Here is a 21,953-nt window from a genome sequence, read left to right on the forward strand (position 1 = left end):
GTAGATGGCGTGGGGTTAAGTCTATCGGTGTCAGGAACGGTGCCGGCCGGGGCCGGCACCGCGACGGCGGCTGTGCTAGGACGCGTTCAACGCGTCGGCACCGGCCACAATCTCGGACAGTTCCTGGGTGATTTCGGCCTGGCGGGCCGTGTTGCGCAGTCGTGTGTACTTCTTGATCAGGTCCGTGGCGTTGTCCCCCGCCGACTTCATGGCGCGCTGGCGTGCGGCAAGTTCACTTGCCGCGGCCTGGAGCAGCGCATTGAAGATGCGCGATTCGATGTACCGCGGAAGCAGGGTGTCAAGCACCTGTGCCGGCTCGGGTTCGAACTCGTACAGCGGAAGAAGGTCGGACTCGCTTGCTGCCTGCTCTTCGACCACTTCCAGGGGCAGAAGGCGGACAACCTGCGGAACCTGCACGACCATCGACTGGAAGCGCGTGGAAACGATGTGGATTTCATCCACCCCGCCCCGTTCATATTCCGTGGCAAAGGCTTCCAGGACTGCCTGGGCAATCTCCTTGGCTGTGCCGAACTCGGGGGCATCCGTGCCACCGGTCCAGACGCGCGCATAGCTGCGCTCACGGAAGTCGAAGTACGCCTGCGCCTTGCGGCCGACCAGGAAGTAGGAAACTTCCTTGCCCTCCGAGCCGAGCAGCCCGGTGAGCTGTTCGGCCTGCTTGAGGACGCTGGCGGAATAGGAACCCGCGAGGCCTCGGTCGGAGGCCACAATGACGACGGCCGCCCGGCGGACCTGCTCCGGTGAAGTCACCAGGGGGTGGTCGATGACACTCTGCGATGCCACTGCCGAAACGGCACGGGTAATGGCGTTCGAGTAGGGCAAGGATGCCGCCACACGGGTGCGCGCCTTACCGATGCGCGAGGTAGCGATCAGTTCCATCGCCTTGAAGATCTTGCGCATCGAGGTGGTCGATGCAATCTTCTGGCGGTAGACCCGAATCTGGGCTCCCATACTTTTCCTTTCCTAAAGTCATCCGGCAGCCGGGCCCGGCGGGGACATTGCCCCGCCGGACCCGGCCGGCGGCGGTCAGCGCTTCTGCTTGACGATCTTCTCTTGGTCGACTTCGGAACCGGCAAGAGCGCCATGCTCCTCGTGTCCGGCACCCACCAGCTGGTTGCCGCCCACGCCGAAGAAGCCGGCCTTGAAGTCGATGATGGCGCTCTTGAGCGCCTCAACGGTTTCGTCGGCCATGACGTTCGTCTGGGCGAGCGTGGTCAGGATGGACGTTGCATGGCGCAGGTGCTCCAGGAACTCCTTCTCGAAGCGGCTGACGTCCCGGACCGGGACATCGTCCAGGTAGCCGTTGGTGCCGGCCCAGATCGAGACGACCTGGTCCTCCACGGGGAACGGCGCGTACTGTCCCTGCTTGAGCAGTTCCATCAGGCGTGCGCCACGGGTCAGCTGCTGCTTGGAGGCGGCGTCCAGGTCCGAGGCGAACATGGCGAATGCCTGCATGTCGCGGTACTGGGCCAGTTCCAGCTTCAACGTACCGGAGACCTTCTTCATCGACTTCACCTGTGCCGCACCACCCACGCGGGAGACGGAAACACCGACGTCGACAGCGGGGCGCTGGTTGGCGTTGAAGAGGTCCGACTGCAGGAAGATCTGGCCGTCGGTGATGGAGATCACGTTGGTCGGGATGTAGGCGGAAACGTCGTTGGCCTTGGTTTCGATGATCGGCAGGCCGGTCATCGAGCCCGCGCCGAGCTGGTCGGAGAGCTTGGCACAACGCTCCAGCAGGCGGGAGTGCAGGTAGAACACGTCGCCGGGGTAGGCCTCGCGGCCCGGCGGGCGGCGCAGCAGCAGGGAGACGGCACGGTAGGCTTCGGCCTGCTTGGACAGGTCGTCGAAGACCACCAGGACGTGCTTGCCCTGGTACATCCAGTGCTGGCCAATGGCCGAACCGGCGTAGGGGGCCAGGTACTTGAAGCCCGCGGGGTCGGAGGCGGGGGAAGCCACGATGGTGGTGTATTCCAGCGCGCCGTGGTCCTCCAGGGTCTGGCGGACCGCGGCGATGGTGGAGGCCTTCTGGCCGATGGCGACGTATATGCAGCGGACCTGCTTGTTGACGTCCTTGGAGGCCCAGTTGGCCTTCTGGTTGATGATCGTGTCGACGGCCAGGGCGGTCTTGCCCGTCTGGCGGTCCCCGATGATCAGCTGGCGCTGGCCTCGGCCGATCGGGATCATGGCGTCGATGGCCTTCAGGCCAGTCTGCATGGGCTCGTGGACGCTCTTGCGCTCGGTCACGCCGGGGGCCTGGAGTTCCAGGGCACGGGTGGTTTCGGCGGCAATGTCGCCCAGGTCGTCGATGGGCGCGCCCAGCGGGTCCACCACGCGGCCCAGGAAGGCGTCGCCCACGGGGACGGACAGGATTTCACCGGTGCGGTGAACCTCCTGGCCTTCCTCAATTCCCGTGAAGTCACCCAGAATGATGACACCGATCTCGCGGACGTCGAGGTTCTGGGCCAGGCCCAGCGTGCCGTCTTCAAAGCGAAGCAGCTCGTTGGCCATGACGGAGGGAAGACCCTCCACACGGGCAATGCCATCGCCGGCCGTGGTAACCCGGCCGACCTCAACGCGCTCGGCGTTGCCCGGTTCGTAGGACGCCGCGAAGTCATTCAACGCACTACGGACGTCGTCGGCGTTGATGGTCAATTCGGCCATCTGCAGTCCCTGCTCTCCTATTTCGCGATCACCGCATCTGCACGGTGACCTAGCTTTCGCACCATTCCCGCCCTGTTGGGCGGGCGGTTTGGATTCTTACTTGTTGTGCCTTGCCTGCTATCCAGCCAGCTGGCGGCGCAGTTCGCCCAGGCGGGCCAAGACGGAGGCATCCACTACCTCGTCGCCCACCCGGACACGGACTCCGCCGATGATTGCGCGGTCAACGCGAACGTTGACGTTCAGCTCGCGCCCATACAGCGAATTGAGCCCGCGCTGCAACCGTTCGAGCTGCGCGGCGTCCAGCGGACGGCTCACCGTGACTTCGGCAATCCAGCGTTGCTGGCGTGCCGCGGCCAGGTTGGCGAAACGCTCGATGAGCTTCACGGTCTTGAGGCCGCGCGGGTTGACCACGGCCTGGCGGATCAGGACCTTCGATTCCTCGCTGGCCTCCGGAACCAGCCTGAATGCCAGTTCCGCCTTTGCGGACTCGCCTGCCTGAGGCTCCACCAAGGCGCGCTGCACCTCGTGGCTGGAATCAACGGCCTGGGTGAAGGAGAACAGTTCGTTCTCCAGCGACGCCAGGGCGTCGAGGCCTGAAACGGAGTTGCCGGAACTTACAGAGGCGCTCCGATTTTCTGCAACGGCAATGACCACTGTTGTGGCCAAGGTCTCGAGTGCATCGCCAAGGTCACGTGCATCGCTCCAGCGCGCTGCAGCCAAACGGCCAACGATGGCCGCCGCGTCAGCGGAAACCTTGCCCTTGACCAGAGCGGCAACCAGTGCCGACTTCTCAGCACCCGTGCGGGACGGGTCAGTGAGCGACCGGCGCAAGCCGGCCGAACTGTCCAGCACCGCCAGGATGGAAAAAAGCTCCTGAGCCAACGACAGCGAAGCCGTCGGAAGCGACGCTTCCAACTGGCCCAATGCTGTGGTCAGCGATTCGCTCGATACGCCTGCCATTACTTCCTAGCACCTTCGCTCTGCTTTTCCAGGTCAGCCAGGAAACGGTCCACCACTCGGGCGGCGCGGGCGTCGTCGTCCAGGGACTCGCCCACGATGCGTCCCGCGAGCGTGGTGGCCAGCGAGCCGACCTCGGCACGGAGCGAGACAACGGCGGCCTGGCGCTCGGCGGCAATGGCCGTCTGCGCCTGCTCCGTGATGCGCGCCGACTCGGACGCGGCCCTTTCCTTCAGGTCCGCCAGAATCTGGGCACCTTCGGCGCGGGCTTCCTCACGGATGCGGTTTGCTTCCGTGCGTGCGTCAACCAGCTGCTGCTTGTATTCGTCGAGTGCGGCCGAGGCCTCGGCCTGCGCCTTCTCAGCCCTTGCAATCCCGCCTTCAATGGCTTCGGTGCGGTCGGCATAGGTCTTCTCAAACATCGGGACAACGTACTTGATCACGATGAACATGAGAATAGCGAAGCCAACAGCCACAACCAGCAATTCAGACCAGTTGACGGACAGAGGGCTGGGCGCTGCTTCCGCCGCGTTGGCGGAGGCTAAAACCATGAGGTTATTCATATTTCACCCGTCCTTTTCTACTCGTATGTTGAAGGTTCGTAATTCTCTTTATTTGAGAACGAACGCAAACACGAGGCCGAGGATGGCGAGGGCTTCGGTCAGGGCCAGACCCAGGAACGCGAGGGGCTGCAGCACACGCTGGGCTTCCGGCTGGCGTGCAACACCGTTGATGTAGGCGGCGAAGACCAGGCCCACGCCAATGGCTCCACCAATCGCGGACAGACCGTAACCGATGAGGTTCAGCGAGCCGTTGATATTTCCCGTCATTGTGTTTCCTTTCAAGATGCCCGTAGGCAGGTTGTTTGGTTCAAGTTATCCCCCGCGGGGAATTCTTTTGGTGCGGTCAGTGGCTGTCCGCGTGGACAGCACCCTCAATGTAGATTGCGGTCAGCAGGACAAAGACGTAGGCCTGCAGGACCATGATCAACGCTTCAAGCATGTACATGGCCGTTGCTCCGGCCAGTACCAAGATGGAGGTTCCCTTCAGCAGCCAGCTTTCCTGGGCGATCAGGAACTCGATGCCGGATCCGGCGATCAAGACGATCAGGTGGCCGGCCAGCATGGTGGCGAAGAGACGGAGGCTGTGCGTCATGGGGCGGACCACGAAGTTCGAGATGATCTCGATCGGGACCACCAGCGGCAGGATGTACCACGGGACGCCGGAGGGGACCACGGCCAGCTTGAAGTAGCGGAGGCCGTTTTCCTTCACGCCCACGCCGATCCAGATCACATAGACCAGCAGCGCCAGGAAGTAGGCGCCGGTGACATGCGAGAAGCTGGGGAGCTGGATCCACGGGATGGTGCCGTAGAGGTTGTTCAGCAGGATGAAGAAGAACAGCGAGAACAGCAGCGGCACATATTTCTTGAAGTCCTTGGCGCCGATGACGTCCTTGCCAACGGAGTTGCGGACAAAGCCATAGGCCATTTCGCCGGCGAACTGCAGCCGGCCGGGAACCAGCTGGCCCTTGCGGGCCGCCGCAATGAAGAACCAGGCGATGATCACGACGGAAAGCAGCACCAGCGCCATCTGCTTGGTGAATTCAAAACCGCCGATGGTGAAAAACGGGGCCAGGTGGCTGGTGACGCTGGGCGGGGTGAAGCTTCCACCATCTTGGGCGGGGAGCGTAAGCGCGATCAACGCGTTTCCTCTCTGCAGAGTCCATAATTGGGCTGATTTTCGGGAACTCGGGCGGAAGACGCCCCGATGCCCCCAACGTTATTGAAAAAGTGTGGTGTCACAGCTGCTCAGTCCCATGGCCCTCGGACGTGTCGTCGGGCGCGGATGGCCGTTCATTCGTGCGCTTGAACCCCGACGTTCCAAGGCGACGTGCAAAGGACAAGTAGAAACCGCCGGCAAGACCTGTGAATGCCCCGGCCAGAACTATCCAGTGTGTTCCGAGCAAAATATCCAGAACCCACCCTATCAAACTCCAGACGACAATTCCGCCAATAATATAGCTAAAGACGATCATCCCGGAGTTGTATCCGCCGTTGCCGTCGGGCCTGCCGGGGTTGCCGGAGGCGGCGGAATACCTCTCTGCCGGGCCGCCGCCGGTCATGAGGGTGCCTGCCCGGATCCGGCCGCGGGCGGCTGTTCGACGGGGTCGACGGGGTCGTTGTAGAGCTGGAGCCGCTGCCGGCTGAAGGTGACCACCTCGGTGCCCTGCCACAGCAGGACCACCACGACGCCGGCCGCGGCAAACCAGGGCCCGTTCAGCCAGGTGGGGGCGCCCAGGGTGAAGAGGACGACGGCGAACCCCACCACCTTGACCAGGTATGTCACCATGAACACGCCGATGGCGCCCGAGGGGTTTTTCCGGCCGTAGACGTGCCCCACCAGCAGGCTCAGACCAAAGAAGGCCACCACCACGACGGAGCCGAGGACCACGCTGCCGGCACCGCTCCAGCCGCTCACGATGAAGGCGGCGGCGGCCAGTGCCACCGTGGCGGCGGCGGCCACCAGCAGGCACTTGTTGAGGATGTTGAGCCAGGGGGTTGCCGAGGGGCCGGCCACCTGGACGGGTCCCCGAACTTCGCCGTGGGGGGCACTCTTATCCTTCATAGAAACTCTCTTCATGAGAGGCTTTTTTCGCACGAAAGCCAATGAAACGCAAGGGCGGAACTCGCCGGAAACAATTCTACATGAGATAGAACTGTTCCGTGACCCCGCGGTGCGTCCCGCGGCTACCTGGCCCCCGCCGCGGCCTTCCGGCGGAAGTGCCGCTGGAACAGCGTGGGGGTGCGCAGGTACAGCAACACCACCAGGACGCACAGGCTCGTGGCAACGACCTGGGCCAGGCTGTTGCCCCGTGCGGCGACAATGCCCAGCACGCCCACCACCACCGTGGCGGCGCAGACCACGCCGGTGGCCTGCAGGTGGCTGAGCCCCACGATGTTCAGGCGCTGGTAGACGTGCTGGCGGTGGGAGGCGTACCAGCGCTCCCCCGCCAGGAGCCGCCGCAGGAACGTGACAAAGGTGTCCACCAGGTAGATGAGCACGGGCGAGAAGATGTATTCGACGGGCACGTGGGCCAGGAAGGCCGCCATGGCGGTGACGGAAATGGAGGCCCCCAGCAGGTAGCTGCCCACGTCGCCCATGAAGACCTTGTTCCCGGCCAGGTTCCAGGGCAGGAACCCGGCGAAGGCGGCGGCGATCGCCACCCCGGCATACACCAGCCACTCGTGGCCCGTGACGGCGCCGCCGAAGGCATAAAAGCCGCCCACCAGCAGCCCGTGCGTGCCGGAAATGCCGTCCATTCCATCCATGAAGTTGGTGACGTTGACGTAGGCGGCCACGGCCACGGCTCCGGCGGGAATCCACCACAGCTGCTGGGCCCCGGGGTCGATCACGGCGACGGCGGCGGTGGCGACGGCGCCGACCGCCAGCTGCAGGCCGGCGCGGATGCCAATGGCGAGTCCGCGGATGTCCTCCACCCAGCCGATGGCGGCGGCGCTGAGCGAGACCAGCAGGATGACCACCAGGGTGGCGTGCGCCTGGGCCGGGCCAACGCTTCCCTGCGGGAGGAAGATGGCGAGCAGCAGGGCGGCAGGCAGGGCAACCGCCGTCGTAATGCCCATGCCGCGGATGGTGGGCTTGTGGTGCGAGCTTCTGGCGCTGGGCACGTCCAGCACCCCGGCGCGGACCAGCAAGGGGCGCACCGCCGCCGGCAGGCCGAGGGCGAGGAGGAGTGCGACGGCGCCCACGGCGACCACTGGCCAGGCGTCCATCAGGCGCCTGCCGCGATGTCGCCGTCGGACTCGTCAATGCTGGGCGCGGCGTCCCCGGCCTCGTCGCGGCAGCGCTTGAGCCACAGCTCCAGGTCCAGGTCGGCCGGGTCAAGGGGGCGTGCGTGCGTGTGGGAGATCTTGGGGTGGCCGTCGGGGTTGTTGACCTCGTCGTCGCCGGTGAGCTGCTCATGGAGCTTCTCGGAGGGGCGCAGTCCGGTGATCTTGATGTCGATCTTCTTCCCGGACATGGCGATCATGCGCCGGGCCACGTCCATGATGCGCACGGGTTCGCCCATGTCCAGGATGAGAACGTCGCCGCCGTGGCCGATGGCGCCGGCCTGGATGACCAGCTGGCAGGCTTCGGGGATGGTCATGAAGAAGCGGGTCACGTCCGGATGCGTCACCGTGACGGGGCCGCCCTTGTTGATCTGGTCGGTGAACAGGGGCAGCATGGAACCGCGGCTGCCGATCACGTTGCCGAAGCGGACGGAAACGTAGCGCTTGCCGGTTGCCCCGTACATCCACGATGTCAGCTTTTCCGCCGCGCGCTTCGAGTGGCCCAGGGCCGTGGTGGGGCTTGCGGCTTTGTCCGTGGAGACGTTCACAAACGTCTCCACATCCACGTTGCGGGCGGCGGTCAGCACGTTCAGGGAGCCGATGACGTTCGTCTGCCAGCCCTCCTTCGGGAACATCTGCAGCAGCGGCGCATGCTTGAGGGCGGCGGCGTGGAACACCACCTCGGGGCGCCGCTTGGCAAAGATTTCGTCGAGGGCGTCGCTGTCGCGGATGTCCGCCAGGACGGTGGAGTTGTCGTTGAGCAGGCCGTGGCCAAAGATGGACAGCTGCGTGTGCTGCAGGCCGGATTCGTCGCGGTCCAGCATGATCAGCTCGGCCGGGTTGAAGCCGTGCAGCTGGCGGCACAGTTCGGAGCCGATCGAGCCGCCGGCGCCGGTGACCAGAACGCGCTTGCCCGTGACGTAGCCGGCGATCTGGTCGACCTGGATGTCCACGGGGCGCCGCCCGATCAGGTCCTCGACGTCGATCTCGCGGAAGTCGGTGAGGCCGCCGGTGTTGTCGCGGTTGGTGTTGGAGGTGAGCATTTCCTGCAGCGGCGGGAGGACCAGCACCTTCACGCCCAGCCCGGAGACGGAGTCCGAGATTTCGCGGATGCGGCCCGCGTCAAGGTGCGCCATGGCAAGCACCACCACGGTGGACTTCGTCCGCTTGATGATCTCCGGCAGCTCGTCCCCCCGGCCCAGGACCCCGACGGAGCTCAGGCGCAGGTGCTTCTTGGCGGTGTCGTCGTCGATGAGGCCCACCGGGACGTACGGCGACTCCGGGTCCTGGACCATGCGGGTCACCAGGGAATTGCCGAGGAAGCCGGCGCCGTAGATCAGGGTTTTCTGGGCCTCCTCGCCAAAAGTGGGCTTGCCCTCAACGTAGAGGCGTTTGGCGTAGCGGACGGCCGCCATGATCAGGGCGGCGAAGGGAAAGGCGATGGCGCTGACGGAGCGGGCAATGTGGATTTCCTGGACCGTGAGGAAGAGGAAGACGGCCGTCACGGCCGCGACGATCAAGGTGGTGGCCACCAGGACGCGCGCTTCGTGGATGCTGCCGAAGGTGTAGCGGCCGCGGTACAGCGAGAGCGACCAGCCGGCGATCAGCTGGGTGGCCACCGCCACGATGATGAGCAGCACCATCCCGCCGGGATTGATCAGCCGCACATCCAGCTCGTAGCGCAGCAGCACGGCGAGCAGCAGGGCCGCAGCCCAGGAGAGGGAATCCAGGATCGCCTGCGACCACAGCCACAAGCGCGGCTTGGCGTCGCCCTCGGCGGGTGCGGCCCCGGAATTCCCTGCTGCTGTGCTGCTCATCGTATTCAACGTGATTCGTAGTCCGTTTTCTGCCTGTTAATGGTTGGCACACGCGTGGCGCCTAAATTGCTCTACAGTCCATTCGAGGCGGGCTGTACTAAAGTGGTAGCTGTTAAAGATAGTAATCGCTTCAGGCGCTTACCCACTGCCAACCCGCGCCGTGTGCCCCCTGCCCCGGCCGAGAGGATCCAGGACTTGCAAAATACCGTAGCCGTGGCTGCGCTCACCTTTGACCGGCCAGGGGACGTACGAACTTTGCTGGGGGCCCTCGCACGGCAGACCCATGCACCGCACTCCATTTCGCTGGTGGACGCGGGCACGCAGCCGGTGGACCAGATCGCCGCGGACGCGCCCGTCCCTGTCACCTACCTGCGCTCCGAGGCAAACCTGGGCGGGGCCGGCGGATTCTCCTACGCCATCCTCAGCGCCCTCGCCTCGGGAGCCGAGTGGGTGTGGATCATGGACGACGACGCCCATCCCGAGGATCCCTCGTGCCTGGCGACACTGTTGGCGGCTGCCGAAAGCCGGGGACTTGAGGTGGTGGTCCCGCTCATCGTCGCCCCGGGCGAGCCGTCCAAGCTGTCCTTCCCGTTCCGCCTGGACGGGCACCTGACGCATGAACGCTCCGTGGTGGAGCCGCTGGGCCTGATCGAAAACGTGGGGCAGTTCTTCAACGGCGCGCTGATCCGCTCCGACGTGTTTTTCAAGGTGGGGCTGCCGGACCTGCGCCTGTTCATCCGCGGCGACGAGGTTGACTTCATGCTGCGGCTGCGCCAGGCAAACGTCAGCTTCGGCACGGTCACCACGGTGGCCCTGACGCACCCCGCAGGATGGGGCGAGGTCAAGGAGCTGGTGGGCGACCGCCTCCATGTGCTGGTCCCGGAGACGCCGTTCAAGCGCTTCTATTACTTCCGCAACCGCGGCTACCTCACCCGCAAGCACCTGAGGCTAAAGTCCTTCGTGGCCGATGCCGTGGGCTACCCGCTCTACTTCCTCAAGCGCGGCGACCCCAAGGGCCTCGCGCAGTGGGCCGGCGCCTATTGGGCGGGCCTGCGCGGGGCGAAGTTTGGCCCGCTGAAGGACCAGAAGTTTTAGCCGTGGGACGCCGTGACCGCTTTTTCATCGTGATCACCACGTTCAACCGGGCTGGATTCCTGACGGACCTGCTGGAGTCCGTGGCCGCCCTGGATCCGGCGCCCGACGCCGTGGTGGTGGTGGACAACGCCAGCACCGACGCGACCGCCGGGGTCATTGCCGCGGCCCGGGACCGCCTGGGCGCGCTGCCCTCCCCCGTCGTGCTCCACCACCAGGCGCTCGGCACCAATGTGGGCGGCGCAGGGGGCTTCTCCGCCGGCGTGGAGCGGGCCCTGGCCGAGGGCGCCCAGTGGATGTGGCTGATGGACGACGACGTCACCGCGGTTCCCGGGGCCATCGGCGCCTTCGGGCCGTGGATGGAGAAATACGACGCCCTGGTGGGCCGCCGTTACGACACTGCGGGCGAACCGTTCTTTTGGCAGCACGACTTCAGCGACTTCCTTGGCATCCACCTGCCGGTGCGCGGCGACGTGTTTGCCCACGGCAATGAATTTTCCACGAACGTGGGGTGTTTCGAGGGAATGCTGGTCCACCGTGACGCGGTGGCGTCAGTGGGCCTGCCGGATCCGCGCTTCTTCATCACCTGGGACGACGCGGTCTATGGCTGGCTGATCGCGCAGCAGCGGCCCGTCATGTACGTCAACGAATTCGTGCTGCACAAGGCCCGTGAACTGCGCAGCGTGGACCTGCACATCCGCCACCTGAACGAATCGTCCAACCTGAGCCGCTTCTATGTCATGCGCAACCGCGGGCTGGTGGCCCAGTACCTGCGCGCCTACGGTCGTTTCCACCCCGTGGGCTTTGCTCTGGGGACTGCACTGACCGCGGCCAAGGAACTGTTCCGCCTCGTGGCGGTCGAGCGGACGCTTCGGGGCACGGGCAGGCTGTGGTCCGGCTGGCGCGCCTCGCGGCCCATCCTGGCCGACAGGCAGTGGCAGCCCATGCCCGCGCTGGACATTTAGGCGCCAGGGTCCAAGCCGTTGCCCAGCCGCGGCGGCCCGGAGCGGGATCGGGCCGCCGCCGTGCAACGGGCGCGAGAACGCGTCTATTTGGCGTCTGGGGCGGGCTCAGGTGCCTCAACGGGCTCGGGTGCAACCGGCTCAGCCGCCGCCGGCTCGGGTGCAACCGGCTCAACGGCCGCCGGCTCAACCAACGGGGTCTCCGCGACCGCCGGCTCCCACATTTCCGGCTCGGCCGCCGGGCCCAGTGCGCTGGGAACCATGCGCTGGATCTGTTCCAGCGAAATGGCGCCTTCGCGGACCACGCGCAGCCGCAGCCCCGTGGCGTCGACGATGGTCGACGGCACGGCTGCCGTGCCTTCGAGCGGGCGGAATCCGCCCTCCAGGTAGACCTCCACGGATTCGGCCAGCTGTTCGCGTGCTTCCTGGGCCGTTTGCGCGGCAGGCTGTCCGGTGCGGTTGGCGCTGGAGACCGCCAGCGGACCGGTCAGCGTCAGCAGGTCAAGGGCCAGCTGCTCGTCCGGCACGCGCAGGGCCACGGTGCCGGCGGTGTCGCCCAGGTCCCAGGTCAGCGACGGCTGGGCATGGAAAATGAGGGTCAGGGGCCCGGGCCAGTATTTCTCGGCCAGCTTGCGGGCGTCGTCGGGGATGTCCGCGGCAAGCCCTTCCATGGTGCCGATGCGCGGGATCAGCACCGGCGGCGGCATGTTCCGCCCGCGGCCCTTGGCGGCGAGCAGGGTGGCGACGGCTTGCGGGGAGAACGCGTCGGCCGCAATGCCGTAGACGGTGTCCGTAGGCATCACAATGACCTGTTTGGCCGTGATGGCCTTTTGGGCGTGGGCCAGGCCCTCGGTGCGCTGTTCGTCATTCGTGCAGTTATAGGAAGTGGTACTCACGTTGACCATTCTTTCATCAAGGGGCGCGGGAATTTGAACTCCACGGCATTGAACTCCACGGCTTCGATGGCCACGGCCCCGCCGGCGGCAGTTGCCAGGGCGTCAGCGCCGGCGGCCGCTGGTGGCGCGGGCCCGGCCGGTGAGGTCGGTGTGCGATGCCACGTCCCGCCATGCGCCGCTGCCATGCAGGAGTTCCGCCATCTGCGCGGCCTGAACCTCGGCGTGCTCCATGACAAAGTACCCTCCGGGGCGCAGCAGGCGCGCGGCGGAGGCGGCCGCGGCCGACGGCAACTCCATGCCGTCCTCCCCCCCGCCATAAAGCGCCATGTGGGGATCGTGAAGGCGCACTTCGGGGTCCCGCGGAATGGCGCCGGCCGGGATGTACGGGGGGTTGGCAACCACCACGTCCACCGTTCCGTCAAGCTCGCGGAAGGCGTCGCGGAGGTCGCCCTGGACCAGCGTGACGCCCGTCCCGGCCAGGTTCCGGGCCGCCCACGGGTAGGCGTCCCCGCTCAGTTCGACGGCGTACACCCGGCAGCCCGCGACTTCGCCGGCCAGCGATGCGGCAATGGCGCCGGAGCCCGTGCCGAGGTCGACCGCGGTCGGTCCTGCCTTTCCGCCATTTTCATGGTGCAGTTGTGTTAATACGTTGATGGCCAGTTGCACCACCGTTTCCGTCTCGGGTCGCGGTACGAAAACGCCCGGGCCCACGGCCAGTTCCAGGTGCCTGAAGTAGGCCCTTCCCGTGATGTGCTGCAGCGGCTCGCGCGCCACGCGGCGGGCAACCAGTGCCTCATATCCCTCAGGTGCCACAGCTGTGCCAAATAACATGGCGGCCAGTTCGCCGCGGCCCACGCCGAGCAGGTGGGCCGCCAGAAGCTGTGCATCCGCCGACGGTGAAGGCACACCCGCCGCAGCAAGTGCCGCTGTCGCACTTTTTACGGCAACGGACAAGGGCTGGTCCGGCACACCAGAATCAATCGCCAATGGCGTCCAATCGGGCCTGCTCGTCCATCTCAATGGCGGACTGCACCACGGGCTCAAGGTCGCCGTTCATGACGGCGTCCAGGTTGTAGGCCTTGTAGCCGGTGCGGTGGTCGGCGATCCTGTTTTCGGGGTAGTTGTAGGTACGGATGCGCTCGGAGCGGTCCATGGTGCGGATCTGCGACTTGCGCACCGCCGAGTTCTCGGCGTCGATGATCGCCTGCTGGTGGGCCAGGATGCGGGCCCGGAGCACGCGCATGCCCGCCTCGCGGTTTTGCAGCTGCGACTTTTCATTCTGCATGGCCACCACAATGCCGGTGGGAAGGTGGGTGATGCGCACGGCTGAGTCGGTGGTGTTGACCGACTGGCCGCCGGGCCCCGACGAGCGGTAGACGTCAATCTTGAGGTCGTTCTGGCTGATGTCCACCTCTTCGGGCTCATCGACTTCCGGGAGCACCAGCACGCCCGCGGCAGAGGTGTGGATGCGCCCCTGGGACTCCGTGGCCGGCACGCGCTGCACCCGGTGCACGCCGCCTTCGAACTTCAGCCGGGCAAAAACGCCCTCGGCGGGGTCGTTGGAGCGTCCCTTCACGGCGATGGAAATGTCCTTGTAGCCGCCCAGGTCGGACTCGGTGGCGGAAATGATCTCCGTCTTCCAGCCGCGGTTTTCCGCGTAGCGGGTGTACATGCGGACCAGGTCGGCGGCAAACAGCGCGGCCTCGTCCCCGCCTTCGCCCGCCTTCACCTCAAGGATCACGTCCCTGGCGTCGTCGGGGTCGCGCGGGATCAGCAGCCGGCGCAGTTTTTCCTGCGCCTGGGCCAGCTGGCCCTCCAGGACGGGGACCTCGGCAGCAAATTCAGGGTCCTCGGAGGCCATTTCCCTGGCGGCCTCGAGATCGTCGGTCAGCAGCTCCACCTGGTGGTACCCCTCCACCACGCCGCTCAATTCCGCATACCTGCGCCCCAGTTTCCGCGCCAGCGACTGGTCCGCGTGCACGGCGGGGTCGCTGAGGCGCATCTGCAGTTCGGCATGCTCATCGAGCAACCCGTGGATGGATTCAAACATTTCAAAACCTCTCTCGACGTAGGTCAAGTCTAATAACGAATTCAACTGCCGCTTGCGGCCAGGAACCGGACCGGCGGGGCAACGCGAAGGGGCGGGCCCGCACAGTCATGTGCGGTCCCGCCCCTTCGGCGCAGCTACTTGTCGTGCTCGGCCTTGGACCCCAGGGTGGTCTTCTGGATCTGCATGAGGAATTCGACGTTGGACTGCGTCTCGCGGATCTTGGAGGTGAGCAGTTCAAGCGACTGCTGCATTTCCAGGCCGGAGAGCACGCGGCGCAGACGCCACATGATCTTCACTTCCTCGGCGGAGAGCAGGTTCTCCTCGCGGCGCGTGCCCGAGGCATTGACGTCAACGGCCGGGAAGATGCGCTTGTCGGCCAGCTGGCGGGACAGGCGGAGCTCCATGTTGCCCGTGCCCTTGAACTCCTCGAAGATGACCTCGTCGGCCTTGGAACCGGTTTCCACCAGTGCCGTGGCCAGAATGGTCAGCGAGCCGCCGTTTTCAATGTTGCGGGCCGCACCGAAGAAGCGCTTCGGCGGGTACAGGGCCGCGGAGTCCACACCGCCGGAGAGGATGCGTCCGGAAGACGGAGCGGAGTTGTTGTAGGCACGGCCCAGGCGGGTCATGGAATCCAGCAGGACCACCACGTCCATGCCCATTTCGACGAGGCGCTTGGCCCGCTCAATGGACAGCTCGGCCACCTGCGTGTGGTCGTCGGCGGGACGGTCGAAGGTGGAGGCAATGACCTCACCCTTGACCGTGCGCTGCATGTCGGTGACTTCTTCGGGACGCTCGTCAACCAGGACCATCATGAGGTGGACCTCAGGATTGTTGGTGGTGATGGCGTTCGCGATCGCCTGCAGGATGAGCGTCTTTCCGGCCTTGGGCGGGGAGACGATCAGGCCGCGCTGGCCCTTGCCGATCGGTGCCACCAGGTCAATGACGCGGGGCCCAATCTTCTTCGGGTCCGTTTCCAGGCGCAGGCGCTCGGACGGGTACAGCGGCACCAGCTTGGAGAACTCGACGCGGTCCTTGAGTTCGTCCGGGTTCTTGCCGTTGACGCTGGTGACGCGCACCAGGGCGTTGAACTTTTGGCGCGCGCTTTGGGCCTGGCTGCGGTCCTCGCCTTCGCGGGGGGCGCGGATGGCACCGACCACGGCGTCGCCCTTGCGCAGGTTGTACTTCTTGACCTGGGACAGGGAGACGTAGACGTCGTTGGATCCGGGCAGGTAGCCGGAGGTCCGGACGAACGCGTAGTTGTCCAGGATGTCCAGGATGCCGGCCACGGGCAGCAGGACGTCGTCCTCGGTGACCTCGGTGTCGTCAAAGTCGGGACCGGCGTTGCGGCCGCGGCGGCGTTCGTTGCGGTCGCGGAAGCGGTCGTTGCGGTCGCTGCGGTTGTTTCCGCCCCGGTCGTTGCGGTCGCTGCGGTCCGGGGAGTCGTTGCGGTCGCGGCGGTTGCGGCGGTTGCGGTTGTTCCGCGAGCCGTCCTCGTCGTCGCTGCGCTCAACAACGGAACGCTCGCCTGCCTGCTGGCCGCCGCCCTGGCGCTCGACGGCCTGCTGGCTGCCGGCCTGGCGGTCGCTGCGCGGGTTCCGCTGGTTGCGGCGGTTGCGGTCGCCGCGGTCGTGGCGCTCTGAACCGTCTGTGTTTTCACCCTTGTCGGCCTGGTCTCCCTGGCCCTGGGCGCCGTGGCCGTTGGCGGACTGCCCGCCGGCGGCCTCGCCCTGCTGGGCAGGGGTGTCCTGCTGAGCCTCGGCCGCGTCGGGGGCGGTGCCGGCGTCGCGGCCGCCGCCCTGCGCGCGTCGGTTGCGGGTGCGCGGCTGGCGGCGCGATTCGCCGTCGGTGCCCTGCTCGGACACAGCGGTCTCGGAGACGGTGTCCCCGGACGCCGGGCGTTCCGGCACGGTGGCACTGGCGGCGGCCGGCGCATCCACGGCAGGGGCGGACGACTGCACGGACGCAGTGCCGGTGGTGATGATGCCGTCGCTGCTGGCCGCACGGCGGCTGCGGCCGCGGCCGCGCGCCGGGCGCTCATCCGGAGCGGACTCGGCGGGCGCTTCCTGGACGGGAGCGGCGGCGGCACCGGCCTTGGCGCGCGGTGCGCGCTTGGCGGGCGCCTCGGCAGCGACCGGAGCGGCCTCTTCCCTGGCGGCCCGCGCCGGCCGGTCGGCCACGGACGATCCGCGCTGGTGGGCCGAGATGGCGTCGACAAGGTCTCCCTTGCGCATCCGCGACCCGCCCGTGATGCCGAGCTGGCCGGCAAGGGCCTGCAGCTGGGCCAGCTTCAATCCGGCCAGGCCGGCCTGCTTGGCCGGTCCTGCGGATTTGGCGGTGCCGTCCAACTCAGCTGCCTGGGTGCTGGCGGCTGAAGTCATGGTTTCTGTCACGAAGGATCCTTCCCCCTCGAAAAGCGAGCCCCTTGGAACGGGGCCGCGATGATTATTGTCAGCCGGCCCGCCGCTGCCGCACTGGCAGGGGCTAAGAACATCAGCTGAGGTTCCAACCCGCACTTGCAAAATCTTGTGGAAGTGCGTGGCTGGTGTATTCACCCCTGAATCAACCTGTAAACAAAATCAATTCGTGAATAACCCTGGCGGCTGCCAATTGTTGATCCGAACTGCCGGCCGTCCCAGATGGGACGGCTCAGTGAAAGGGTGGCATCAATCATGGGTTGCTCATGAACCCGGATGCACTTCCACTTTAGCACCTTCAAGGTCAACTGCGAGCCGCAGCACGCGCCACGACACGCCGCCGGGCTGGCCGGCAGTGCCGTCCCGGCCGCGCCGGCCGATGAGTTCAACCACGGCGTCCGCCTCCGCACCCCCATTGGCCAGCGCCATGACGGTGGGGCCGGCACCTGAGATGAAGGCCGCGTGCCCGCCGTCGCGGAGCGCGGCGACGAGCGCCGCACTTTCCGGCATGGCCGCCGCGCGGTAGTCCTGGTGCAGGTAGTCGCGCGTGCCGGCGGCGAGGAGTTCCGGCGCATCCTTGAGCGCATGCATCAGCAGCGCCGCGCGGCCCGCATTCGCCGCGGCGTCGGCATGCGGCACGGTGGCCGGCAGCAGCCCCCGGGCCAGCTCGGTCTTGACCTCAAAGTTGGGGATTGCCACCACGGGGATCACCGCGTCCGACGGCGTGAGCCGGGTGGTGGCGTATTTCCCCCCTTCCTGCCACGAGATGGCGACAGCTCCGAAAATGGCCGGGGCCACATTGTCCGGGTGGCCCTCCATCTCCGAGGCCAGCTGCAGCACCCACTGCCGGTCCTTGCGGTCGCCCGCGTCCACCAGGGCGTTGGCCGCCGCGATGGCGGCCACGATTGCGGACGCCGAGGAGCCCAGTCCGCGCCCGTGCGGCAGCACGTTGTGCGCCGTGATGCGCAGCCCGCCGCGACGGTACCCCAGCCGGGAAAATGCCAGCTCCATGGCCTTGACCGCCAGGTGCGAGGCATCGCGCGGCAGTTCCTCCACGCCCTCGCCGTGGAGGTCAAACTCCAGGGCGTCGCCGCGCAGGGTGGTCACCCCGAGCGTGTCATGAAGCGAGACGGCCAGGCCCAGGGAATCAAAGCCGGGGCCCAGGTTTGCGCTGGTGCCGGGCACCTGCACCGTGGCTGTGAAGCCCGGGGCCGGTGCCTTGGTGGCGGAAAGCGGCGGTGTCATGGTGGTGCCTGTCATAAGGATGCGGGCAAGCTGGACGGGTTGGCGGGGCGGTCTAGCCGGCCAGGCCCAGGGCACGGGCGACTGTCACGACGTCGAACTCCACCTTGGTGGGCTCCACGGCGGTGCCGTCCACGTTCTTCAGGGCCCAGTCGGGGTCCTTCAGGCCGTGGCCGGTGACCGTGACGACGATGGTCTTGCCGGAGGGGACCTCGCCGGCGGCGTGCTTTTTGATGAGCCCGGCCACGCCGGCTGCGGAGGCTGGCTCCACGAAGACGCCCTCCCGGGCGGAGAGCCAGCGGTGGGCGGCGAGGATTTCCTCGTCGGTGACGGAGTCGATCAGCCCGCCGGACTCGTCGCGGGCGGCGATGGCCAGGTCCCAGGACGCGGGGTTGCCGATCCGGATGGCCGTGGCGATGGTGTCCGGCTCCGTGATGGGGTGTCCGGCCACAAACGGCGCCGCGCCGGCGGCCTGGAAGCCCCACATGATGGGTGTGTGCGTGGACACGGCCGGAAGCGTGCCGGCGGTGGCGGACTCGTACGGGGCCGCGTATTCCTTGTAGCCCTTCCAGTAGGCGCTGATGTTGCCGGCGTTGCCCACGGGCAGCACGTGGTAGTCGGGGGCGTCGCCGAGGAAGTCGACCACCTCAAAGGCGCCGGTCTTCTGACCCTCGATGCGGGCAGGGTTGACGGAATTCACCAGGAACACCGGGTAGGAGTCCGCCAGTTTGCGCGCCACGTCCAGGCAGTTGTCGAAGTTGCCGTCCACCTGCAGGATGGTGGCGCCGTGGGCCACCGCCTGGCTGAGCTTGCCCATGGAGATCTTGCCCTCGGGCACCAGCACGGCGCAGGTCAGCCCGGCCTGCTTGGCGTAGGCGGCCGCGGAGGCGGAGGTGTTGCCCGTGGAGGCGCACACCACGGCCTTGGCGCCGGCGGCAACGGCCGCCGTCATGGCCATGGTCATGCCGCGGTCCTTGAAGGAACCGGTGGGGTTCATGCCCTCCACCTTCAGGTACACCTCGGAGCCGGTCAGCGCCGAAAGCTGCTGGGCGTACACCAGCGGCGTGCCGCCCTCCCCCAGCGTGATGACCTTTGTTTCCGCCGTCACCGGCAGGCGCTCTGCATATTCGCGGACTACCCCGCGCCACTGGTGAGCCACTAGACTCCCTCCACCCTCAAGACACTCGTTACGGAATTTATGATGTCCAGGCCCTTGATGGCCTGCACGGTTGCCGCCAGCGCGGCCTCGCTGGCGCGGTGCGTGACGATGCGCAGCTCGGCCGAGCCGGCGCCTCCGTCGCCGTCCGCATCGCGTTCCCGGTGCACTGTCTGGCGCATGGTCTCGATGGAGACGCCGTGCTCGGCAAAGAGCGCGGAAATCTTGGCCAGCACGCCCGGCTGGTCCGCCGCGTCCAGGCCGATGTAGTACTGGGTGGTGACGGCCTCGATGCCGAGGACGGGCAGCACCCCGGTGGTGGTTTCGGTGCGGCCGGGGCCGCCCAGCACCAACCGCCGGGCGGCCGAGACCACGTCTCCCAGCACGGCGGACGCCGTAGGGGTGCCGCCGGCGCCCTGGCCGTAGAACATGAGCTGCCCGGCGGACTCGGCCTCGATGAACACGGCGTTGAACGCCCCGTGCACGGCGGCCAGCGGGTGTTCGCGCGGCAGCAGGGTGGGGTGGACCCGGACGCTCACGCCGGAGGAGTGCCCGCCGTCGTCCTTCCCTGACGGCGCCGGAACGGGCAGCTTCTCCGCGATGGCGAGCAGCTTGATGACGAACCCTGCGTCCTTGGCCGCCGCAACGTCCGCCGCCGTGACGGAGGTGATGCCCTGGCAGTGGACGTCCTCCAGGGCAAAGCGCGTGTGGAAGGACAGGGAGGCGAGGATGGCGCCCTTGGCGGCGGCGTCGTGGCCCTCGATGTCGGCCGTCGGGTCCGCCTCCGCGTACCCCAGGCGGGTGGCCTGGGCCAGGGCGTCCGCGAAGGGAGCACCCGTGGTGTCCATCTGGTCCAGGATGAAGTTGGTGGTGCCGTTGACAATGCCCATGACGCGGGTGATCTTGTCCCCGGCGAGCGAGTCGCGGATGGGGCGCAGGATGGGGATGGCCCCGGCCACGGCGGCCTCGTAGGAGAGCTGCACGCCGGCGGCGTCAGCCTTCTCGTACAGGCTGGGCCCGTCGACGGCGAGCAGCGCCTTGTTGCCGGTGACCACGGTGGCGCCGTGCTCGATGGCCTCCAGGATCAGGGCACGGGCCGGCTCGAGCCCGCCCATGAGCTCAATGACGACGTCGGCGCCGCGCACCAGGGCGGACGCGTCGGTGGTGAAGAGTTCGCGGGGAAGCTCGACGTCGCGGGGCGCGTCAATGTTACGCACCGCGATGCCGGCCAGTTCCAGCCGGGCGCCCGTGCGCGCGGCCAGGGAGTCCGCGTCCTCGAGCAGGATGCGGGCCACCTGGGAACCGACGTTGCCGGCGCCCAGGAGCGCCACCTTCAAGGTCCTTGTTTCAGCGGGCACGGTGGTGCCCGTCGTGTTGCGCTCGGTCAATGGTTTCCAGGCCCCTAAATCGCGTGCCAGCAGGTCGTCTTCTGTTTCGCCCCGCACAATCAAGCGTGCGGCGCCGTCCTTGACGGCGACCACGGGCGGCCGGGGCACGTAGTTGTAGTTGCTGGCCAGTGCCCAGCAGTACGCGCCCGTCCCGGGGACTGCAAGCAAATCCCCGGCCGCCACGTCATTGGGCAGATATACATCTCTAACAACAATGTCACCGCTCTCGCAATGTTTGCCCACCACTCGGGACAGCGCGGGCGCCGCCTGCGACGCACGGCCGGCCACGACCGCCGAATAATCGGCGTCGTAAAGCACCGGGCGCGGGTTGTCGCTCATGCCGCCGTCCACCGACACATAGCGCCGGGGCGCCGTCACCCCGGCCTGCCCGTCCACCTCGACCTGCACCGTCTTCAGCGTGCCAGTCTCGTACAGCGTGAACGTGGAGGGGCCCACGATGGCGCGGCCGGGCTCAATCGATATCCGCGGGGCGGCCATGCCCAGTTCCGCGCACGTCTGCCGCACGACGGCGGCCATCGCCCGGGCGATTTCGGCCGCCGGGCGCGGGGTGTCCACGGCCGTGTAGGCGATGCCGTAGCCACCGCCCAGGTCCAGTTCCCGCAGCGTGACGCCGTACCTGGCTTGGATGTCATGGGTGAAGGTGAGCAGTTTGCGGGCCGCGATCTCAAAGCCCTCCGCCTCAAAGATCTGCGAGCCGATGTGGGCGTGGAAGCCCAGAAAATTGATGCTCCCCGACTCCACTGCCAGTTTGGCGGCAGCCTCGGCGGCGGACAATTCGGCGGTTGAGCCTGTCTCCGGGGAGACGAGCGAGAGCCCGAACTTCTGGTCCTCGTGCGCCGTGGCGATGGATTCGTGCGTGTGGGCGTGCACGCCCGGAGTGACGCGGAGCATGACGTTGGCCGTGACCGCCTTTGCGGCGGCCAGGTCCGCCACGCGGCGCAGCTCGTGCAGGCTGTCCACCACAATGCGGCCCAGGCCTAAGTCAAGGGCCCGGTTGATCTCGGCGTCGGACTTGTTGTTGCCATGCAGGCCCAGCTTGCCGCCGGTCAGCCCGGCGCGGGTGGCGACGGCCAGTTCGCCGCCGGAGCAGGTGTCCAGGCGCAGGCCCTCGGAGTCCACCCAGCGGGCCACCTCGGTGCACAGGAACGACTTTCCGGCGTAGTAGACGTCCACGCCGCCGCAAATGTCGGCGAAGGCGTTGTCAAAGGCGTCCTTGAACATGCGGGCGCGGTGGCGGAAGTCGCCCTCGCTCATGACGAAGAGCGGGGTGCCGAACCGCGCCTTGAGCTCGCCCACCGGCACGCCGCTGATGGTGAGTTCACCGCGGGGGCCGCGTTCGACGTCGTCCGCCCACATGGCGGGGACCAGCCGGTTGACGTCCCCTGCGGCGGGCAGCCACGCGGGGGCCAGCTCCGCTCCGGCAATGCG

At 67.1% G+C, this 21,953-nt stretch carries 19 protein-coding genes and 1 pseudogene; 2 read left to right on the top strand and 18 right to left on the bottom strand.

What is annotated here, in order from left to right:
* Positions 1-75 precede the first annotated feature (75 nt).
* The 10 genes from G6034_RS03790 to G6034_RS03835 form a co-directional block, all read right to left on the bottom strand.
* Complete coding sequence (locus tag G6034_RS03790; protein WP_176633773.1) at positions 76-969, bottom strand: F0F1 ATP synthase subunit gamma; 894 nt, start codon at positions 967-969, stop codon at positions 76-78.
* Between the two features lie 75 nt (positions 970-1,044).
* Entirely contained in the window at positions 1,045-2,682 is a 1,638-nt protein-coding gene (gene atpA / locus G6034_RS03795; protein WP_176633774.1) for a F0F1 ATP synthase subunit alpha, read from the bottom strand.
* A gap of 117 nt (positions 2,683-2,799) precedes the next feature.
* Positions 2,800-3,642, bottom strand: coding sequence for a F0F1 ATP synthase subunit delta (locus G6034_RS03800; RefSeq protein ID WP_176633775.1), 843 nt, complete (start codon positions 3,640-3,642; stop codon positions 2,800-2,802).
* Entirely contained in the window at positions 3,642-4,202 is a 561-nt protein-coding gene (locus G6034_RS03805; RefSeq protein ID WP_176633776.1) for a F0F1 ATP synthase subunit B, read from the bottom strand. The genes G6034_RS03800 and G6034_RS03805 overlap by 1 nt, the downstream gene beginning before the upstream one ends.
* Before the next feature lie 48 nt (positions 4,203-4,250).
* Positions 4,251-4,469 (bottom strand): ATP synthase F0 subunit C, encoded by a 219-nt coding sequence (gene atpE / locus G6034_RS03810; protein ID WP_113718645.1) that lies wholly within the window; start codon positions 4,467-4,469, stop codon positions 4,251-4,253.
* A 76-nt stretch (positions 4,470-4,545) separates the two neighbouring features.
* Positions 4,546-5,340 carry a F0F1 ATP synthase subunit A gene (gene atpB, locus G6034_RS03815; RefSeq protein ID WP_176633777.1) on the bottom strand — a complete coding sequence of 265 codons (795 nt, stop codon included), beginning with the start codon at positions 5,338-5,340 and terminating at the stop codon, positions 4,546-4,548.
* 97 nt (positions 5,341-5,437) lie between these two features.
* Entirely contained in the window at positions 5,438-5,761 is a 324-nt protein-coding gene (locus G6034_RS03820; RefSeq protein WP_176633778.1) for an AtpZ/AtpI family protein, read from the bottom strand.
* Positions 5,758-6,279, bottom strand: coding sequence for a Cg1360 family ATP-synthase-associated protein (locus tag G6034_RS03825; RefSeq protein ID WP_246295268.1), 522 nt, complete (start codon positions 6,277-6,279; stop codon positions 5,758-5,760). The genes G6034_RS03820 and G6034_RS03825 overlap by 4 nt, the downstream gene beginning before the upstream one ends.
* 107 nt (positions 6,280-6,386) lie before the next feature.
* A complete protein-coding gene (locus tag G6034_RS03830) occupies positions 6,387-7,430 on the bottom strand; it encodes an MraY family glycosyltransferase (protein ID WP_176633779.1) in 1,044 nt (347 codons plus the stop codon).
* Positions 7,430-9,304 (bottom strand): polysaccharide biosynthesis protein, encoded by a 1,875-nt coding sequence (locus G6034_RS03835; protein WP_176633780.1) that lies wholly within the window; start codon positions 9,302-9,304, stop codon positions 7,430-7,432. Before G6034_RS03835 ends, G6034_RS03830 begins: the two co-directional genes overlap by 1 nt.
* A 195-nt stretch (positions 9,305-9,499) precedes the next feature.
* Between G6034_RS03835 and G6034_RS03840 the strand changes: the two genes are divergently transcribed.
* Both G6034_RS03840 and G6034_RS03845 read left to right on the top strand, forming a co-directional pair.
* A complete protein-coding gene (locus tag G6034_RS03840) occupies positions 9,500-10,399 on the top strand; it encodes a glycosyltransferase (protein WP_176633781.1) in 900 nt (299 codons plus the stop codon).
* Between the two features lie 2 nt (positions 10,400-10,401).
* Positions 10,402-11,361, top strand: coding sequence for a glycosyltransferase (locus tag G6034_RS03845; RefSeq protein ID WP_176633782.1), 960 nt, complete (start codon positions 10,402-10,404; stop codon positions 11,359-11,361).
* An 83-nt stretch (positions 11,362-11,444) separates the two neighbouring features.
* Here G6034_RS03845 and G6034_RS03850 read toward each other — a convergent pair whose 3' ends face one another.
* From G6034_RS03850 to lysA, 8 genes and pseudogenes are all read right to left on the bottom strand, one after another.
* Entirely contained in the window at positions 11,445-12,263 is an 819-nt protein-coding gene (locus tag G6034_RS03850; RefSeq protein ID WP_176633783.1) for an L-threonylcarbamoyladenylate synthase, read from the bottom strand.
* 93 nt (positions 12,264-12,356) lie between these two features.
* The gene (gene prmC / locus G6034_RS03855; RefSeq protein WP_176633860.1) at positions 12,357-13,235 is read right to left on the bottom strand and encodes a peptide chain release factor N(5)-glutamine methyltransferase; all 879 of its coding nucleotides are present in this window, start codon (positions 13,233-13,235) and stop codon (positions 12,357-12,359) included.
* On the bottom strand, positions 13,231-14,304 hold the full coding sequence (prfA, locus tag G6034_RS03860) for a peptide chain release factor 1 (RefSeq protein ID WP_176633784.1): 1,074 nt from the start codon (positions 14,302-14,304) through the stop codon (positions 13,231-13,233). The genes prmC and prfA overlap by 5 nt, the downstream gene beginning before the upstream one ends.
* A gap of 134 nt (positions 14,305-14,438) precedes the next feature.
* Positions 14,439-16,694, bottom strand: coding sequence for a transcription termination factor Rho (gene rho, locus G6034_RS03865; RefSeq protein ID WP_425485455.1), 2,256 nt, complete (start codon positions 16,692-16,694; stop codon positions 14,439-14,441).
* Between the two features lie 288 nt (positions 16,695-16,982).
* Positions 16,983-17,963 carry a homoserine kinase gene (gene thrB / locus G6034_RS03870; RefSeq protein ID WP_176633785.1) on the bottom strand — a complete coding sequence of 327 codons (981 nt, stop codon included), beginning with the start codon at positions 17,961-17,963 and terminating at the stop codon, positions 16,983-16,985.
* A gap of 52 nt (positions 17,964-18,015) precedes the next feature.
* On the bottom strand, positions 18,016-19,119 hold the full coding sequence (gene thrC, locus G6034_RS03875; protein WP_176633786.1) for a threonine synthase: 1,104 nt from the start codon (positions 19,117-19,119) through the stop codon (positions 18,016-18,018).
* Positions 19,119-20,474, bottom strand: a complete 1,356-nt coding sequence (locus G6034_RS03880) for a homoserine dehydrogenase (protein WP_176633862.1) — start codon at positions 20,472-20,474, stop codon at positions 19,119-19,121. Before G6034_RS03880 ends, thrC begins: the two co-directional genes overlap by 1 nt.
* A gap of 42 nt (positions 20,475-20,516) precedes the next feature.
* Positions 20,517-21,950: pseudogene (gene lysA, locus G6034_RS03885) on the bottom strand (diaminopimelate decarboxylase); the annotation flags it as partial.
* Between the last annotated feature and the right edge of the window lie 3 nt (positions 21,951-21,953).

The sequence above is a fragment of the Arthrobacter wenxiniae genome (genome assembly GCF_013376105.1).
In the GTDB taxonomy this organism is placed as follows: domain Bacteria; phylum Actinomycetota; class Actinomycetes; order Actinomycetales; family Micrococcaceae; genus Specibacter; species Specibacter wenxiniae.